General features: G+C 70.0%; 16 protein-coding genes and 1 other RNA gene. 8 read left to right on the plus strand and 9 right to left on the minus strand.

The features are described from left to right. Positions 1–476: 476 nt before the first annotated feature. Complete coding sequence (locus tag LXT21_RS23950) at positions 477–2,201, minus strand: AgmX/PglI C-terminal domain-containing protein (protein WP_254040503.1); 1,725 nt, start codon at positions 2,199–2,201, stop codon at positions 477–479. 152 nt (positions 2,202–2,353) lie between these two features. Between LXT21_RS23950 and LXT21_RS23955 the strand changes: the two genes are divergently transcribed. Next, on the plus strand, positions 2,354–2,644 hold the full coding sequence (locus tag LXT21_RS23955) for a TIGR02300 family protein (RefSeq protein ID WP_254040504.1): 291 nt from the start codon (positions 2,354–2,356) through the stop codon (positions 2,642–2,644). A 138-nt stretch (positions 2,645–2,782) separates the two neighbouring features. Here the strand turns inward: LXT21_RS23955 and LXT21_RS23960 are convergent, their stop codons facing one another. Together LXT21_RS23960 and LXT21_RS23965 are read right to left on the minus strand one after the other, a co-directional pair. Then, positions 2,783–2,947 carry a hypothetical protein gene (locus tag LXT21_RS23960; RefSeq protein ID WP_254040505.1) on the minus strand — a complete coding sequence of 55 codons (165 nt, stop codon included), beginning with the start codon at positions 2,945–2,947 and terminating at the stop codon, positions 2,783–2,785. A gap of 153 nt (positions 2,948–3,100) precedes the next feature. Then, positions 3,101–3,886 (minus strand): cupredoxin domain-containing protein, encoded by a 786-nt coding sequence (locus tag LXT21_RS23965; RefSeq protein WP_254040506.1) that lies wholly within the window; start codon positions 3,884–3,886, stop codon positions 3,101–3,103. A 163-nt stretch (positions 3,887–4,049) separates the two neighbouring features. Between LXT21_RS23965 and LXT21_RS23970 the strand changes: the two genes are divergently transcribed. The 4 genes from LXT21_RS23970 to rnpB all read left to right on the plus strand — a co-directional run bounded on the left by LXT21_RS23970 (position 4,050) and on the right by rnpB (position 6,351). Next, on the plus strand, positions 4,050–4,781 hold the full coding sequence (locus LXT21_RS23970) for a zinc ribbon domain-containing protein (RefSeq protein WP_254040507.1): 732 nt from the start codon (positions 4,050–4,052) through the stop codon (positions 4,779–4,781). Between the two features lie 9 nt (positions 4,782–4,790). Further along, complete coding sequence (locus LXT21_RS23975; RefSeq protein WP_254040508.1) at positions 4,791–5,411, plus strand: ribonuclease HI family protein; 621 nt, start codon at positions 4,791–4,793, stop codon at positions 5,409–5,411. A gap of 9 nt (positions 5,412–5,420) precedes the next feature. Further along, positions 5,421–5,900 (plus strand): WapI family immunity protein, encoded by a 480-nt coding sequence (locus tag LXT21_RS23980; protein ID WP_254040509.1) that lies wholly within the window; start codon positions 5,421–5,423, stop codon positions 5,898–5,900. Between the two features lie 55 nt (positions 5,901–5,955). Next, an RNA gene (gene rnpB / locus LXT21_RS23985) (RNase P RNA component class A) lies at positions 5,956–6,351 on the plus strand. 16 nt (positions 6,352–6,367) lie between these two features. Here rnpB and LXT21_RS23990 read toward each other — a convergent pair. Further along, entirely contained in the window at positions 6,368–6,925 is a 558-nt protein-coding gene (locus LXT21_RS23990; RefSeq protein WP_254040510.1) for a hypothetical protein, read from the minus strand. A gap of 69 nt (positions 6,926–6,994) precedes the next feature. On the opposite strand from LXT21_RS23990, the gene ftsY reads away from it, so the two are divergent. Continuing rightward, entirely contained in the window at positions 6,995–8,563 is a 1,569-nt protein-coding gene (gene ftsY / locus LXT21_RS23995; protein WP_254040511.1) for a signal recognition particle-docking protein FtsY, read from the plus strand. A gap of 21 nt (positions 8,564–8,584) precedes the next feature. Here the strand turns inward: ftsY and LXT21_RS24000 are convergent, their stop codons facing one another. Then, the gene (locus LXT21_RS24000; protein WP_254040512.1) at positions 8,585–10,366 is read right to left on the minus strand and encodes a M1 family aminopeptidase; all 1,782 of its coding nucleotides are present in this window, start codon (positions 10,364–10,366) and stop codon (positions 8,585–8,587) included. Between the two features lie 53 nt (positions 10,367–10,419). Between LXT21_RS24000 and LXT21_RS24005 the strand changes: the two genes are divergently transcribed. After that, a complete protein-coding gene (locus LXT21_RS24005) occupies positions 10,420–11,010 on the plus strand; it encodes a hypothetical protein (protein ID WP_254040513.1) in 591 nt (196 codons plus the stop codon). Positions 11,011–11,065: 55 nt separating this feature from the next. On the opposite strand, the gene LXT21_RS24010 is transcribed toward LXT21_RS24005, so the two are convergent. Then, the gene (locus LXT21_RS24010) at positions 11,066–12,139 is read right to left on the minus strand and encodes a PEGA domain-containing protein (protein ID WP_254040514.1); all 1,074 of its coding nucleotides are present in this window, start codon (positions 12,137–12,139) and stop codon (positions 11,066–11,068) included. Between the two features lie 83 nt (positions 12,140–12,222). On the opposite strand from LXT21_RS24010, the gene LXT21_RS24015 reads away from it, so the two are divergent. Next, on the plus strand, positions 12,223–12,753 hold the full coding sequence (locus tag LXT21_RS24015; protein WP_254040515.1) for a hypothetical protein: 531 nt from the start codon (positions 12,223–12,225) through the stop codon (positions 12,751–12,753). Between the two features lie 70 nt (positions 12,754–12,823). Here LXT21_RS24015 and LXT21_RS24020 read toward each other — a convergent pair whose 3' ends face one another. The 3 genes from LXT21_RS24020 to LXT21_RS24030 form a co-directional block, all read right to left on the minus strand. After that, on the minus strand, positions 12,824–14,347 hold the full coding sequence (locus tag LXT21_RS24020) for a cellulose synthase family protein (RefSeq protein WP_254040516.1): 1,524 nt from the start codon (positions 14,345–14,347) through the stop codon (positions 12,824–12,826). Positions 14,348–14,676: 329 nt separating this feature from the next. Further along, a complete protein-coding gene (locus LXT21_RS24025; protein ID WP_254040517.1) occupies positions 14,677–15,657 on the minus strand; it encodes a D-alanine--D-alanine ligase in 981 nt (326 codons plus the stop codon). 218 nt (positions 15,658–15,875) lie between these two features. Beyond that, entirely contained in the window at positions 15,876–16,169 is a 294-nt protein-coding gene (locus tag LXT21_RS24030; protein ID WP_254040518.1) for a hypothetical protein, read from the minus strand.

Here is a 16,169-nt window from a genome sequence, read left to right on the forward strand (position 1 = left end):
AGGGCCCGCCAGGTTCGCCACGTCACTCCTCGACACGATGGCTCAGGCTTCACGTGTGCGCCCTTCGTCGACGAAGAGACCGCAAGGAGAGGAAGGGCCCGCCAGGTTCGCCACGTCACTCCTCGACGTGTGAGAGCGCGTAGCGGTGGCGTCCCTCCTCGACGGGCGAGGGCTCCGGGGCAGCAGCGTATGCGGGTGCGCGAGCCACGTCGACTGACGACCAAGGCACCTTCAATGGACGCCACCATGACGAGGAAGCAAGCCAGAGAGGTGCGACCCGTCAGGTGCAGCGTCACCGGTTGAAGGACGATGCACGAGCCCAGCGCCGCCGACGGTGCACATAGATGGCCCGATGAGCACCGCGCAACGCACGAGGAAGCCACGCAGCGGGAGCCAGCGCTCCAGTTCACCGTCCGCGGCTCGAAGCCCGTGGCCTCCTCCGAGCTGAGGAGGCCACCTGGGCCGAGACAGACGTGCTACCGACCGGAGAGGACCAGCGGAATCTCCAGCTCGATGTCCTCGCCGGAGAAGCTGGAGAAGCTCATGCGCCGGGCACGCTCACGGATGCACGAACCCACCGCGTTCGCGTTGCCGTTGAGCTCCTTGCGGTCGAACTTCGCCTCCTTCACCGCGCCGGACGTACCCACCGTGGCCGTGAGCGTCGCCTTGCCGCCCTTGTAGGCCGGGTTGCGCTTGAGCTCCTGCTCCACGCAGTCGCGGAACGAGGTCTGCGCCTGCTCCACCACGCGCTCCACCTCTTCGTCCGAAGGCCCCCCGACATCCTCCGAGTCCGCCGCCGCGACCTCCGCGCCCTCGCGAACCTCCGGCGCCACGTCCTTCTTCTCCGCGTCGTTGTAGACCGCCTTCACCTGCTCCTGCGTCGGAGCCGCCGCCCCTTCCGCGCCCGGCGTGGGCTCGGCCTTCGGCTCCGCCGCCTTGGGCTCGGTGGGGACCGGCGCGCCCTGAGGCGGCGCCTTTGGAACCGGAGCGACCGGCGGCGGAGGCGTATTGCCCAACAACTTGTCGCGCAGCGCACCCACGCCCGCGCCGGTGAAGACGGACTGCTCCACCGCCTGTCCCTGCGCGTCCACCGTGGTGACCCGCAGCGGCATCACCCCGAGCGCCTCCGACAACACGTAGGCGACGACCAGCGGCAGCAGGAGCACCAGCAGGACGACGGCGACGTACTTCATCGGCGAGTTGCGCCGCGTCACGCCCGCCTTCTTGGCCACCTGTCGCGTGTTCTCGCGAGGATCACGCTTCGCGGGCGCCTGGGTCTCCTCGCCCCCTTCCTCGCCCTGCGAGTCGTCGTACGGATTGCCGCCCGCATCGTCCTGCTCCCCACCCTTCTCGGGGAGGTCCAGGTCGGAGAACAGCTCGTTGAGCGGCGCGGCGGTCGCGGCCGGCGCGGCGCCCCGACGACCCGCGGGCTGCGGCTGGTTTCGAGGGTCCGGCTCACCGAAGTACGTCGTGTCCGGGTCCTCCTCCGGCACCCACTGACGCGCCGACTGCGGCTCCTCGGGCTCGGGCTGCTGGAAGGCCTGCGGCTCCGGCTCCTGCGGGAACTGCGGCTCCGGCTCGGAGAACACCGGATGCTGGGGCTCCGGCTCACGACGAGCCGGCGCGGCCTTCGCCGTGGCGCGCACGGGCGGCTCCGCCACGGGGGGCGGCGCAGGGGGCGGCGGGGGCGGCTCCGGTGCGGGAGGGGGAACGAACAGGCCGGCGAGCTCCGGCACGTCCGCGCCGCGCTTCCAGTCCGCCATGCCCTGCTGCCAGAAGAAGCTCCGGCCGCTGATGGTGCCCGTGGCGATGAGCTCACGCAGGGCGCCCTCGTCCAACGGGCCCTCCTGCTTGTTCTTCACCATCACGAACCAGGGCGAGCCCGTGGCGCGCAGCGGCGCGGCCCTCGTGGGCTCATCGTCCCAGGGCGTCTGGAGCGCCGCGGGCGGCGCCTTGGCCACGGGCGGCGCGGAGGCCGCCGGCGCGGGGACGCTGACGGATGGGTCGGCCAAGGAGCGCTCTTGCGCTCTGAGCCGCTCCACGTCCGCGAGCGACACCACGCGGGTGCTCTCTTCTTCGGCGGGTCCTTCGACGGTGATGACGTTCTGGCAGTTCTTGCAACGGACCTTGACCGTCTTGCCGCGGACTTTTTCGTCCGCAATGGAGTACCGCTTCTGGCAATTGTCGCAGGTGAAGTTCAAGGGGAGCGTCCGGCTCGCGGGGGGAAAACGAGGTCCCGGATGCTACCGCTAGAAATCTCCCGCGCAAACCAATCGGTTGACTCCGCCGTGCGGCCCAACTATGGAGCCCGCCTCTGCCCCTGTCTTCTCTCGCCTATTTCAGAAGGTGGCGAATGCCGGCGAAGGACCTCGGTTCAAAGTTCATCTGCTTCAAGTGTCAGACGAAGTTCTACGACATGAAGAAGCCTGACCCGCTGTGCCCGAAGTGTGGCGCGGACCAACGGGAAAGCCCTGCACTCAAGCCTCAGCCCGAGGGACGCCGTGGCCGTCTGGCCGCAGCCCCCAAGGTCATCGAGCCCGAGCCCGAGGAGCCAGCCGCCGCGAGCGAGGAGGAGGAGGAAGACCTCGACTCGTTCGACGACGACGAGAGCGCGACCGCCGAGTCTGAGGACGACGACGCCTGATTCAGGGGTGTGCGGGCTTCCTGGCGAGCGCCAGGAGGCCTGCGAGCCTCGGATGTCCTCACGAGGCGGATTGCGTGTACCCGGTGCGCCCTTCGCGGGGCGCGTCCCGGGCCTGCTTCACGACCGACGTGCTTCCGTTCAGGTCCCCGATGCCAGCGCCAGCTCCGTGAGCGCGCGGCGGATCTGCTCGTAGAGGCCGGGTCCCATCTCCTGCATCCCTACCGGACGCGGCTCCTTGCGGGGCGCCTCCACGGTCTGCATCGGGCTCGTCAGTGTGGTCCGCTTCTTGGGCTGCATCGTCATGCCCCCCTCTCGTGTTGAAACCCATCAGCAGTGTAGCAATTTTCCCGTCGCAGCGGAACTGAAATCCGGACGCACACGCCGCACCTCCTAGTACGTGCAGGGGCGAAAACCTTCCGCCCTTTCGCCAAGAAAGCTGGAAACGGCCGGTGCGGGCTACTGCTGGAGGTCCGTGACGGCCCAGTCCTGCTCCACCTGGACGCTCTCGCCGGCGCGGACATTCACCGTCTTCTCTGCCTGGGGCAGCCGCTCGTGCCAGAAGACGAGGGTGTGGGAGCCCTCGGGGACTTCCAGCCGGAAGCGCCCGTCCTGGGAGGTGGTGGCGAAATACAGATGGTCGAACGTCCTCACCACGGCCCGCATCCACGGGTGGATGTCGCAGCGGATGGGGACGACGCCCGGCTCCTCGGGCAGCGGCTTGCGCGTGGTCATCCCCTCCAAGGGCATGGCCACGTTGAAGAAGGAGCGCTTGGTGCTGGAGGAGGCGCGCACGTTGTGGACCAGCGGGTCCGAGTTGCGCAGCGACAGTTGCGAGCCGGCGCGGGCGGCGAGGACCGGTGGATCATAGAGGCACTTCTTCTGGTCCAGCACGGGCTCCGCGGGCGGCTGGGCCGGTGCGGGCAACGCGCTCGCCGACTTCAGGGCCACCACCGTGTAGGCCAGCGCCCCCTCGCTCCCCACGACGAGGGAGCGGTCCTCCGTCTGCTCGCCACACACCGACACCACGGTGCCAATGGTGGGAGACGAGGTGGGGGGCGGCGGGGTACCGGTGAGCCGGACGCGTCCCTCGATGACGCCCCACTTCACGTCGGCGGCGGGACGGGCGGAGACGGGGGCCTGCGCCTGAGGGGCCGCGGGTGGAGACGGGGGCGCGGACGACTCGCGGCAGGCGAAGGCGAGCGCGAACAGGGGCAGCGAGCGAAGAAAGGTGGCGCGGAGCACGTGTTCCCGTCTAACGGGTGCGTGAAGCTCTTTCAAATGGTGGATGGTGCCCCGAGCGCCCGGGGGATGACTCTGGGTCGATTTGGGCGTTGGACCCCCATCATCCTTGTTGGTACAAGAGCGCGCGGCCGTACACGGTGCGGCCCTGTGGGAGGCAGCAACTTTGCGGGAGAAATTGAAGGCGCTGGCGGAGCTTCAGAATGTGGACCTGGAGGTCGCATCGCTCCGGAAGGCCGCGGACATCCACCCCCGTCAGATTGCCGAGTTGGAGCGGGAGCTGGGTGTGGCTCGCAGCGCCATCGAGGCCGAGCGCGCACGGGTCGCCGACATGGAGCGGCAGAAGACCCAGGTCGAGCAGAACATCACGGACGAGAAGGACAAGGTGAAGAAGTGGGAGGCGCGCCTGGCAGAACAGCGCTCCACCCGCGAGTACTCCGCCCTGGCCCGTGAAATCGACATCGCCAAGAAGGCCAATCTGACGATGGCCGAGGAGCAGGTGGAGCTGACGAAGCAGCTCGGCCAGGCTCGCGAGGCGCTCAAGGGCAAGGAGGCGGAGTTCGCCACGAAGCAGCAGGGCCTGTCCGCGAGGATGGGTGAGCTGCGCGGCAAGCTGGGCGAGTCCGAGGCGCAGGTGAAGGCGCTCGAGGGCCGTCGCGCGGGTGTCTCGGAGGGCGTGGACGCCACGCTGCTGCGGCGCTACGAGGTGGTGCGCAAGAAGAAGCTGCCCGCGCTGGTCGGCGTGGTGGCTGGCACCTGCCAGGGCTGCAACATGAACGTGCCCCCGCAGCTGTACAACAACCTGCGCACCTCGCTCGGCACGGACATCTGCCCGTCCTGCAACCGCATCATCTACGCGGTGGAAGCGCTCCAGGAAACGCCCGCGGCGGCGAAGTAGGCCGCACGGATGCCCGCGCCGTCGTTGGTCGACATCCTCCGCCACATCGCGCGCGAGGAGCCGCTCTCGTCGACGGTGCGAGCCTTCCGCGGCCTCACGCGGGAGCACCTGGGTCAGCTCATCGACGAGGCCGCCACCCGCCTGGACCCGTCCCCGCCGCTCGGGGACGTGGTGGCGCGGGCGCCCGCCGCCGAGGCCGTGGCCCCTACCCCGCCCTCCGAGCCATTGCCCCACGTGCGCGTCTATTCAGACGGCGCCGCCAGGGGCAACCCCGGGCCCGCCGGCGCGGGCGCGGTGGTGACGGACGCCGAGGGACAGGTGGTCGCCCGGCTGGGCCGCTTCCTCGGAACGCAGACGAACAACCACGCCGAGTACATGGGCCTGTTGTTGGGCCTGAAGCACGCGAAGGTGCTGGGCGCGCGCGAGGTGGACGTCTTCGCGGACAGCGAGCTGCTCATCCGGCAGCTGGGCGGTCAGTACCAGGTGAAGAGCGCCACGCTGCGGCCGCTGTTCGACGAGGCGAAGAAGCTCCTGTCGGGCTTCGCCCGCGTGAAGCTGCACCACATCCCGCGCGCGAAGAACGCGGAAGCGGACGTCATGAGCAACCGGGCCATCGACGAGCGGATGTAGACTCTTGGGATGGTGCTCGAGCTGCGGAGCTCCCACGGCCACTCGCTTCGACTGGACATCGTCGGGTACCAGTACCCGGCTGGAACCGTCGACAGCCTGAACTGGCTGCTCATCCGCTTCACGGTCCAGGTGCCAGGACAGGCCCCCTGGACCAAGGTCGACCCCAGCCTCGAGACAGGGGAACTGCTCTCACTCGCACGCTGGTTCGAGGCCATGGGCAGTGTCGACATGCGGGGCCCTCGGCCCGCCTATTTCTTCCTCGAGCCCAACCTCTCCTTCTCCCTCGTGCCGGAGAAAGAGGGGAAGCGGCGGCTTCGCGTCCACTTCGATGCCGAGTCACGGCCCCCATGGGCACACCCACGTGGCCAAGGCGCATTCAGCAACGCCTGGGTTGAGTTCCCTCTCGAGGAGGTGGACCCGAAGGCCATGGCACAGTGGGCGCGTGAGGAGCACGCCCGCTTCCCTCCCAGGGAGCCCCCATGGAGCTGACCCTCGGCCCCTGGAGTGGACCGCCCTCCCGGGCCTGTTGTAAGGGGCAGGAGTCGGAGTGGTCCAGATGAACGCCGGCCACTGCATTCATGGGTGGCGGGAGGAAAGTCCGGGCTCCATAGGGCAGGGTGCTGGCTAACGGCCAGTCGAGGCGACTCGCAGGAAAGTGCCACAGAAAACAGACCGCCCGTTCCCGCAAGGGGCGGGTAAGGGTGAAACGGTGCGGTAAGAGCGCACCGCGTCCGGGGTGACTCGGACGGCTCGGTAAACCCCACCTGGAGCAAGAGCCAATAGGAGCGCGTCCCCGCTGTCCGGGGGACAGGGGTTGCCCGCCCCATGCGTTCGGGTTGCTCGCTGATGAGGCCCCTGGGCAACCAGGGCCCTAGATGAATGTTCATCGCCCGTCCCGAAAGGGGCGGGAACAGAACCCGGCTTACGGCCCACTCCGACGCTTTTTCCCCGCCGCCTCAGCGCGCCACGGGCACTTGCGCGACCAGCAGGCGGTTCTTCCCGTCGTTGCGCACCGCGTCCGGGTTGGTCAGCGTCAGGCGCGCGTCCGTGCGGGGGTCCCACAGCCCCAGCCAGATGTTGAGCGCCTTCGGGTTCGCGTCCGCGGGCAGGTAGATGGAGAACTCGTCCTTCACCGTCTCGCCCGGCTTCCACTGGGACGTGGGCAACAAGCCGTTGGCCGGCTTGTGGTCCAGGTTCATCCGCTCCATGCGGCCACCCGCGTCCTCGACGTGGACGAAGATGAGGTAGTCCTCGTCCATCGCCTCGAGCACCTTGAAGTAGAGGGTGACCTGGGCGCGCTCGCCGGGCGTCAGCCGCCCGGGTTGCACGGTGGCCGCCACCAGCTCCACCTTGCCCCCGAGGTTGGCGCCGTTGCGCACGGAGAGCGCTGGAATCTGCGTCACGGTGGCGGCCTTGCGCTGCTCGGCGCTGGCGCCGCCGGGAGCCTCGACGATGCAGGCGCTGGCCAGCAGGAGAACCGACGGGAGCACGACAGTGGGGAGATTGAGGCGCATGGCCCGCTGTTTCTACTCGGCCGGGGGCGCTGCATCCACCGGCGTGTTGGTGTATGCGGAGCCGCGCCCATGAAGACCCCCAATGCCCTCGACGCCCTGACCGCGCAGGTGCCGCCCGCCCCCTCCCCCGCCCCCACCCCGGGCGGGGAAACCACCCAGCCCGGGACGGGCGTGCCCCCCTCGGACGGCCTCACCACGGGCGACGTGGTGGGCATCAGCGGAGCCGCCCTCTTCGCCCTGCTGATGGTGCTGGCGGCCCGCAAGCTCTTCTTCAAGAAGCGCGCGCCCGAGCCCGGCAAGAAGCCCGGCATCCCCATCCCGCAGGACAAGCCCGCGCTGCCCGCCGAGCGGCCGGAGCTGCGCGTCGAGCTGCCGCCCTCGGAGAAGGAGGCCGCCCGGCTGCGCGAGGTGGACGAGGCCCACGTCCGCGCCCAGGAGCTGGCCCGTCAGCGCGAAGAGCTCACCCGCGCCGCCCGGACCACCACGGACGCCGCCGAGCGCGCCCGGCTGGAGGAGCAGGCCCGCGCCCTCAAGGAGCGCGAGGAGGAGGAGAAGCGCGTCGAGTACCGCGCGAAGAAGGCCGCGGACGACGAGGCTCGCGAGCGGCGCAAGCGCGAGCAGGCCGAGGGCCAGCGCCTGTTGGAGGAGGAGCGCGCCCGCGAGGCCGCCGCCGTCGAGGAGGCCCGCCGCGCCGAGGAGGCCGCCGCGCGCGCCAAGGTGGACGCGGAGGCCGGCCGCACGCTGGCCCAGGGCCTGGACAAGACGAAGAGCCAGGGCTTCATGGCCCGCCTCAACGGGCTGTTCGGCTCGCAGCGCCAGGTGGACGAGTCCGTGCTGGCGGAGCTGGAGGAGATTCTCTTCACCGCGGACATCGGCGTGCGCACCGCCAGCACGCTGGTGGACGTGGCGCGCGAGAAGCTCAAGCGCAGCGAACTGAAGGACTCCGAGCGCATCAAGGACCTCATCCGCACGGAGGTGGCGCGCATCGTCGACCTGCCCGTGCCCCGCTCGCTGGAGGGCGGAGGTCCCCCTCACGTCGTCATGGTGGTGGGCGTCAACGGCGCGGGGAAGACGACGACCATCGGCAAGCTGGCCGCGAAGCTCACGGGCGAGGGCAAGAAGGTGGTGCTGGCCGCGGGCGACACGTTCCGCGCGGCGGCCACCGAGCAGCTCGACGTGTGGGCCGAGCGCGCCAAGGCGCAGCTCGTGAAGGGCACCGAGGGCGGAGACCCGGGCTCCGTCATCTTCGACGCCATCAAGAAGGCCCAGGCCGAGGGCGCCGACGTCGTCATCGCCGACACGGCGGGCCGGCTCCACACCAAGGCGCCGCTCATGGAGGAGCTCAAGAAGGTCAAGCGCGTCATGGACAAGGCCATGCCCGGCACGCCGCACGAGGTGCTGCTGGTGCTCGACTCCACCAACGGTCAGAACGCCATCCAACAGGCCAAGCAGTTCCACGAGGCCGTGGGTGTCACCGCCATCGCCCTGACGAAGCTCGACGGCACCGCCAAGGGCGGCGTCATCATCGGCATCTGCGACGAGCTCAAGCTGCCCGTCGTCTGGGTGGGCGTGGGTGAGAAGGTCGCCGACCTGCGCCGCTTCGAGCCGCGCGAGTTCGTGCAAGCGCTCTTCGACTGAGCGACCCGGAGCGCCCTGCCCTCACTGTCCCAACAGCGAGGGCAACAGCTGCTCGAGCAGCTCCTTGGCCTGGGCGTCCAGCGCAGCCGCGTCCAGGCCACTTCCCGCCCCCAGCGTGTCCATCACCGAGTCCAGGTTGGGCAGGCCCAAATCATCGTCACCGCGCGCCTCCTGCCACCAACGCACGCGCAGCCGCTCGAGCGCCTTGGCGTTGCCGGGGCTCGCCTTGGCGAGCTCCTTGGTGAAGCACTCCTTGCACGTCCACTTGAAGCGGTACGTGTCCACGTAGGAGCGCAGGCCCTGGAAGAAGGCCGCGTCCCCCACCAGCTTGCGGGACGCGTGATGCAGCAGCGGCGCCTTGCCGTACACCAGCGCGCCGTACTCCATCTCCCCGTCGAACGCGCCCGTGGGCCGGTCCGCCCGAGCGTCCTCGCCGCCCGACATCCGGTACATGTGGTACGGCGCCACCAGCGCTTCCTTGCGCATCGACTCGGCGGCCTTCTTGCCGTGCTTCCACTCGATGTAGAGCAGCGCCGCGTACTGCGCCAACGACTCGTCCACCACGGGCGCGTTGATGGGGTCCGAGCCCACCAGCCCCGCGAAGTACTGGTGCGCCACCTCGTGCGCGACGGTGAACTCCAGCGTGCGCTCCAACGTCTCGCCCATCTGCGCCATCGGCGCGCCCGCGCCCAAGGGCCCCAGCGCCTCCATCACTTCCTTCAGCTGCTCCAGGTCCACGTGGCCCGCCACCATCTCCATCGGGTCCACCACACCGCGGTACAGCGCCGTCGCCACGGTGATGAGGCCGGGGAACTCCATCCCGCCCGCCCCTCCGGACAACGGCGCCTCCACCACGCGCAAGTGCGTGTACGGCAGGGGCCCCAGCCGCTTCTCGAACTCCGCCAGCGCGGACGTGGCGTACTTGAGCACGCGCTCACCCACGTCCTGGTTGCGCGCGGCGTAGTGACTCTCCACCGTGACGCCGTTCACGGTGGCCGTGGACACCGCGTAGCCCTTGGATACGAGGATGGGGAAGTCGCGCACCGCGGCCGCGGCGAAGGCGTAGCGCACGCGGCCGTCACGCTCGGGCACCTCGCCCATGGCCGCGCCCGTGGCATGCACCGCCCACCCCGACGGCACGGTGATGGACGCGAGGACATGGGCCGGCGCGTACAGCGCCAGATCTCCAATGCCCTGCGGCCCCGCCCACGGCTGGCCCTTGTCGTCCAGCGGCGGCACCTGGGGCACCACGCCCACCAGGCTCACGAAGTCCTCCGTGGCGGAGAAGGCGCCGTGGTCTCCAGGGCCCTTCTTCCCGCCACCCATGCCACCCAGGATTCCCCCGCCCCCCTTCTCTCCCCGGGGCACCACCGCGCGCACGGCCACGTCCAGCACCACCGCCATGCCCACGGGCATGGGCTCCGCGAGGCGGTGGCGGTACAGCGTGGGCTCCGGCTGCTCCAGGACGATGGGCGCGGTGTTCATCCGCGCGTCGGACAGCACCACCCGCTTGCCACCCAGGGCGTTGGGCGTCAGCCGCAGGTAGATTTCCTTGAGGGGCTGCTCACGCGCGAGCACCTCCACCTGCACCCGCCCGGTGACTTCACGCGTCGAGGGGTTCACGTCGAGCTGCACCCGGTAGCGCGGCAGCTCCTCCAGGGGGCCCAGGGCCTTCGCGGCGCGCTCGCGCTCGGCGGGCTTGAGGTGCTGGAGGCTCAACGCCACCTCCGGAGGGATTTCCGCCCGGGCCGGCTGTCCGAAGAGCAGGCACCACGAGAGCAGGCTGAGCAGGGCTGGGCGCATGACGCGCATGCTAATTGACCCGGGCCACCACGGCTCGTCTAGCCTTGCGGGACATGCACTCTCGAACGCTCCTGCTGGCCGCCACCCTGGGGTGGATGGCGTGCGCGCGCAACGTCCCCGCGCCCACCGCCGCCCCGACGACTCCCCGCGCCGTCCGCCTGGTCGCGGACACGCCGCCCCAGGAGACGGAGACCCTGGACAAGGTGCGCGAGGACGTGGAGGTGGACACGGACGAGGGCGAGCGCACGCCCCGCGTCGTCACCTTCGGCGAGACACCGGTGCTCCAGCGCGACGGCATGCGCGCTCGGCTCTACGGCGACGCGAAGGGCACGCTCGGCATCAGCGTGGACAACTTCCTGCTGTTCGAGGTGACGGACGCCAAGGGCCACGTGAAGCGCCGCGCCGTGGTGGGCTTCACCGAGAGCGTCCACCTGGGCAACGAGCAGGTGGACAACGTGGGGCGTCGGGCCTTCACCTTCGAGCCCGGAGAGGTGGACCTCACGGAGTTCCTGCCGGAGTCCGAGCCCTTCAAGGTGCGCACCACCGTGCTGGACACCTGGGGCGTGGGACGCGTGTCGGACGTGTACCTGGTCCTCTCCGCGCCCGAGGCCCGCGCCGTCGAGGACGACCTGCGCGGGGAGTGACACGAAACCTCCGGGGCCGCGCCTCCCGCCCGAGCAAACGCGGCCTCCCGGGAGGCTAGAAGCTCAGCCCGCCGACCGGGGCCAGCTTCTGCGCGCCACCGTTGCCGCGCACCTGGCGGACACCGCCCAGCGTGACGTCGCAGGGGCCGCCGCAAGCCGTCAAGGGGTCCGCCTTGGTGATGCCGGGGTCCTTGGTCGCCATCACCGCGCCCACGGTGCCCGCGGCCACGACAGCGCCCACGCCGGCCCAGACGTACCAACGGCCGTACCAGGGCTTGCTGGAGCCCTCCAGCTCGGCGTCCGGCGACTTCTCGTTGAAGGCCAGGGCCGGGTTGTAGTCATCGCCCTGCGAGGTCGTGGACGGGTCCAGCACCGGGTTGGTGGGCACGTCCTCGCGCGGCGTGTTGCTCGCCACCGCGGTGTCCACCAGGGGGCGCATCTTGCCGACGAGCTCGTAGTTGGTGCCAGCCAGCACGTTGATGCGCTGGATGTCGGGGCGGAAGCCCTCCGCGCGGAACTCGATTTCACGCGAGCCGGGCTTGAGCAGGATGTCGCTCAGGGGCACCGTGCCCAGCTCGACGTCGTCCACCAGGACCTTGGTGCCGGCCACGTCGGACATGGCGCGCGCGAAGCCCATGGTGGCCACCAGCGCGACCTTCACGTCCTGCGTCGAGCCCTCCTTCACCGTGAACCGGCGCGTGTAGTCCTCGTAGCCGGCCTTGCGCACCACGAGCAGGTGGTCGCCGGGCGCCACGGGCACCGTCATCGGCGCGGCCGACAGCGCGCCCGCGTCGCGACCGTCCAGCGTCAGCCGCGCGCCGCGCACGCCGCCGGCGATGGCCACCGCGAGTTCCGTCTTCACCGGGGCCAGGGGCGCCAGCAGGCTGTCATCCGGCGGCGGGATGTTCTTCTTCTTCGAGCCCTTGGCGGTGGCGGCCTTCGGTGGCTTCTTCGCCGCCGCGGCCTTCTCCGCCTTCTTCTTCTTCACCACCTTCGGCTTGGCCGGCTTCTTCGTCGCCGACTTCGACGGCGTGAGTGGAGCGAGCAGGTCGTCGGCCTGAGCGAGCGCGGAGGACGGTGCCGCCAGGACGGCCACCAGCGAAAAGAGGACGAGGCGTCGAATGCTCATGACGGTCCGAAGGTTAGAGAGTCGTCCAAGGGGAATCAAACGAAGTCCCGCTCGCACGTCCATTCAGCCAATATCCGCGCCCCATGCACCGCGCCCTGCCATCGCTGGCCCTCGGCTTCAGTGTTCTCTGCCTCACGGCGTGCCCCGCCAAGGCGCCTCCCACCCTGGAGACGCGCTCCCCACCTCCACCGCCCATCCGCGTGCCGCCCGGCTGTGAAGGCAGCCAGGCGGGCGAGTACCACCACGAGGAGAACCCCGCGTTCCGCTACCGGGGCGAGGAGGACGGAGGCACGCTGACGCTGGCCGTCGTGCGCGCGCTCACGGACACGGACGCGGGCACCCCGGCCAACGACTCGAGCGGGGCGAGCATCGTCCTGCAGCGCACACCGGGCGGCTTCGTCGGAGAGACGCGCGCCACGGGCTTCACGGGCTCGGGCGCCCCCTGCCCCGTCGCGTTCCCCACGGAGCTGGTGGCGTGTGACGACGCGGGCCTCACGCTGCGGGCGGTGGCCAGCACGTCCATCGACGAGGGCTGCCAGCCCTCCCGCACCGGACCTCCGCCGGTGCGCCTCAAGCAGGTGCTGCTGCGGGAGACGCCAGACGCGGGCCCCTGAAGGCCCAGCGGCGGGCTTCGATTCACGCCCCGGAGAGAAGGACTTCCCCCGGGGCGTGGACCGCGTCACCTCAGGCGGCGCGGCGCGCCTGCTCCTCGGCGCCGTTGACGGCGGGAGCGGCGTCACTGAGCTTCACGCGGCCCGCGAACCCCTGCATCAGGCTGGAGACGCCCACATACAGGAAGCCCGCCTGGAACAGGATGATGAAGGGCAGCGACGTGTAGATGCGCGCGTCGATGGCGAACCACAGCGCCCCGGTGAAGTACGCCGCGAAGAGCAGCTCCACCACCGGCATCAGCGTCTTGCTGCCGCGGTACGCCTTCTTCACCGCGACGACCTTCTTGCCCTCGGCGCCGGTCTTCGGCGTGCGGGCGAAGCCCGACTGCTGGTTGAGCAGCGCCTCCGCCACGGCCTTCGCGTTGTTGATGGCCAGGCCGATGCCCAGGCTCATCAGGAACGGCAGGTACTTCACCCGCTCCCAACCCTTCACGCCCCGCTCGCGCTGCGCGGCCACGTAGAAGAAGCACACGCTCGCGGTGGCGGACACGAAGAAGGGCAGGTCCAGGAACAGCGTGCCGTAGAGGCCGTGCTGGAAGCGCACCACCATGCTGATGGGCATCAGCACCGACAGCAGCACCATCAACAGATAGGCCATGTTGTTGGTGAGGTGGAAGAACGCCTCGCGCTTCACCACCAGGGGCAAATCACTCTTGAGGATGGTGGGCAGCAGCTTCTTCGCCGTCTGGATGGAGCCCTTGGCCCAGCGGTGCTGCTGGCTCTTGAAGGCGTTCATGTCCACCGGCACCTCCGCCGGGGAGATGACCTCCGGGAGGAACACGAACTGCCAGCCCTTGAGCTGGGCGCGGTAGCTCAGGTCCAGGTCCTCGGTCAGCGTGTCGTGCTGCCAGCCGCCCGCGTCCGCGATGGTGCCCCGGCGCCAGATGCCAGCGGTGCCATTGAAGTTGAAGAAGCAGCCGGAGCGGTTTCGCGCCGTGTGCTCGATGATGAAGTGGCCGTCGAGGAAGATGCTCTGGGCCTGCGTGAGGATGGAGAACTCACGGTTGAGGTGGCCCCAGCGCACCTGCACCATGCCCACCTTCGCGTCGGAGAAGAACGGCACCGTGCGCAGGAGGAAGTCGGGGCTGGGCACGAAGTCCGCGTCGAACACCGCGACGAACTCGCCGCGGGCCGACTTCAGGCCGTTCTCCAGCGCGCCCGCCTTGAACCCCTCGCGGTTGACGCGGTGGATGTAGACGATGTCATGGCCCTTCTGGCGGTGACGCTCCACGCACGCCCGGGCGATGCCACACGTCTCGTCCGTCGAATCGTCGAGGACCTGGATCTCCAGGTGGTCGCGCGGGTAGTCGATGCGGCACACCGACTCCACCAGGCGCTCCACGACGTACATCTCGTTGAAGATGGGCAGCTGGATGGTGACGCGAGGCAGCTCCTTCAGAGAGCCCTTGGGCGTCGGCAGCTTGAACTTGTGCCGGTAGTACAGGAACGCCATCCGGTACCTGTGCGAGCCGTAGACCGCCAGCACGCACAGGACGCTGAAATAGACGCCCAGGAAGATGATCTCGACGGTGGTCATCGGTGACGCTCAGCCCCTCCCGCACGGCCCCCGTGGCCCGCGGTCCTTCCATACGCGGCGGCTCCGGAATCCCGTCCTCACGCCGACCGCCGCCTCCTGGGTCCGCTGAGCCCCCGCCCCGTATGTGCCCGAAAAGACAAGGGTTTGACCTTCCGGGACTGATCGCGCCGGACAATAGGGAGGCGTCAAGGACGTGTCAAATTATTCCCCGAATTTGAACGTTCCGTTCAGGTCCATCGTGACCCACCGCGTCGGAGCGGGTCACGAGGGCCTGGAAGAACGCCCTGGGGAGCCGGGCGGGGGCCTGGGGGCTTCGAAGGCGTCGGGTCTCAGCTCACGGCGCGGCGGGGCTCGTCGACGACGGGGACAGGGGTGACTTCGGGCGCGTCGAGGATACCCGCCTCGTCGCGGGTCGCCAGCGCCAGGATGCGCTCGACGAGCTCCGGGAAGTCCAGGCCCGCGTGGCCGGCAATCTTGGACAGGAGGCTGGTGGGGGTGAAGCCGGGCAGCGTGTTGACCTCCAGCACCACGTCGTTGTCGGTGTCCGAGCACAGCAGGTCCACGCGCGCGTACCCCCGGCAGCCCAGGGCGCGGTACGCGGCGAGCGCCAGCGCCTCCACGTTGGCCACGCGCGTGGCGGACAGCCGGGGCGGCAGGAAGTAGCGGGCGCCCCCCTTGTACTTGGCCTCGAAGTCGAAGCCCTCGCGCGGCGTGGCCACCTCGCAGCTGCCCAGCACCGCGTCGCCGAGGATGCCCACCGTCACCTCGCGCCCGGACACGAAGCGCTCCACCAGCGCCTCGCCGCCGAAGCGGCACGCCTGGGCCACCGCGTGCACCAGCTCCTGGGGCTCACGCACCACGCTCAAGCCCACCGAGGAGCCACCACAGGCGGGCTTCACCACGCACGGGAAGCCCAAGTCCCCGTGCAGCTCCGCGGCGCGCCCGGCGTCGTCGCGACCCACGCGGTACCCTTGGGGCGTGGGGAGGTTGTGCAGCCGGAAGAGCTTCTTGGCGAAGGGCTTGTTCATCGCCAGCGCGGACGCCAGCACCCCCGAGCCGGTGTAAGGCAGCTCCTGCAGCTCCAGCAGGCCCTGCACGCGGCCGTCCTCGCCCATGCGCCCGTGCAGCGCGATGAAGGCCACGTCCAGCTCGGCGGCCCGCAGCGCGCGGTCCAGCCCGGGTCCCGCGAATATCCGGGTGACATGGTGGCCGCGGGACTCGAGCGCCGCCACCACGGCCTCCCCGCTCTTGAGCGAAATCTCCCGCTCCTCACCCCACCCGCCCATCAGCACTCCGACGCGCTTGCCCATGTCGATGAAACCCTCCGTGGGTTCTCGACAGAGCACGGCGGATGCCAACCCCTGCCCGGAGGGTGGGACACCGACGTCCAGGCCACGCTTCCCGAGTGGAGACGCGGGGTTGGGAGGACGAGGGGGCGGCCGGGGGAGCGTGTCCGCGCGGACGCGGCGCGGCAACCCGGCCACGCGACGCAAGGGGCTGTAGGAACTACCGCCCCTCGCGCCCGCGACTACAAGCCTCCGTCACCGGAGCCCGCGTCCACGGGGCCGGGGCCCGGGACAGGGCCGGCGTCGCCACCCGAGTCCGGGGTGCCGGCGTCCGTGCCCGCGTCGGTGCCACCGTCCGAGGGCCGGGGGGTGTCGTCCGCGGTGCAGCTGCCGTCCTTGCAGACGTAGTTCTCCAGGCACTGGTTGCGGTCATCGCAGGGCTGACCCTCCTCGTCGAAGTCGACCAGGAGGCTGCACGCGGACAGGCCCAGGCAGAGGGCCGCCATGGGGATGAGCAAACGAAGGGGACGTCGCAT

Source organism: Myxococcus guangdongensis, assembly GCF_024198255.1.
In the GTDB taxonomy this organism is placed as follows: Bacteria; Myxococcota; Myxococcia; order Myxococcales; family Myxococcaceae; genus Myxococcus; species Myxococcus guangdongensis.

Excerpts from the sequence above, each read along its gene's own strand:
- LXT21_RS23955 (WP_254040504.1), top strand. The coding sequence starts at position 2,354 with ATGCCGGCGAAGGACCTCGGTTCAAAGTTCATCTGCTTCAAGTGTCAG.
- LXT21_RS23960 (WP_254040505.1), bottom strand. The coding sequence starts at position 2,947 with ATGACGATGCAGCCCAAGAAGCGGACCACACTGACGAGCCCGATGCAG.
- LXT21_RS23975 (WP_254040508.1), top strand. The coding sequence starts at position 4,791 with ATGCCCGCGCCGTCGTTGGTCGACATCCTCCGCCACATCGCGCGCGAG.
- LXT21_RS23980 (WP_254040509.1), top strand. The coding sequence starts at position 5,421 with ATGGTGCTCGAGCTGCGGAGCTCCCACGGCCACTCGCTTCGACTGGAC.
- LXT21_RS23990 (WP_254040510.1), bottom strand. The coding sequence starts at position 6,925 with ATGCGCCTCAATCTCCCCACTGTCGTGCTCCCGTCGGTTCTCCTGCTG.
- ftsY (WP_254040511.1), top strand. The coding sequence starts at position 6,995 with ATGAAGACCCCCAATGCCCTCGACGCCCTGACCGCGCAGGTGCCGCCC.
- LXT21_RS24000 (WP_254040512.1), bottom strand. The coding sequence starts at position 10,366 with ATGCGCCCAGCCCTGCTCAGCCTGCTCTCGTGGTGCCTGCTCTTCGGA.
- LXT21_RS24005 (WP_254040513.1), top strand. The coding sequence starts at position 10,420 with ATGCACTCTCGAACGCTCCTGCTGGCCGCCACCCTGGGGTGGATGGCG.
- LXT21_RS24010 (WP_254040514.1), bottom strand. The coding sequence starts at position 12,139 with ATGAGCATTCGACGCCTCGTCCTCTTTTCGCTGGTGGCCGTCCTGGCG.
- LXT21_RS24015 (WP_254040515.1), top strand. The coding sequence starts at position 12,223 with ATGCACCGCGCCCTGCCATCGCTGGCCCTCGGCTTCAGTGTTCTCTGC.
- LXT21_RS24020 (WP_254040516.1), bottom strand. The coding sequence starts at position 14,347 with ATGACCACCGTCGAGATCATCTTCCTGGGCGTCTATTTCAGCGTCCTG.
- LXT21_RS24025 (WP_254040517.1), bottom strand. The coding sequence starts at position 15,657 with ATGGGCAAGCGCGTCGGAGTGCTGATGGGCGGGTGGGGTGAGGAGCGG.
- LXT21_RS24030 (WP_254040518.1), bottom strand. The coding sequence starts at position 16,169 with ATGCGACGTCCCCTTCGTTTGCTCATCCCCATGGCGGCCCTCTGCCTG.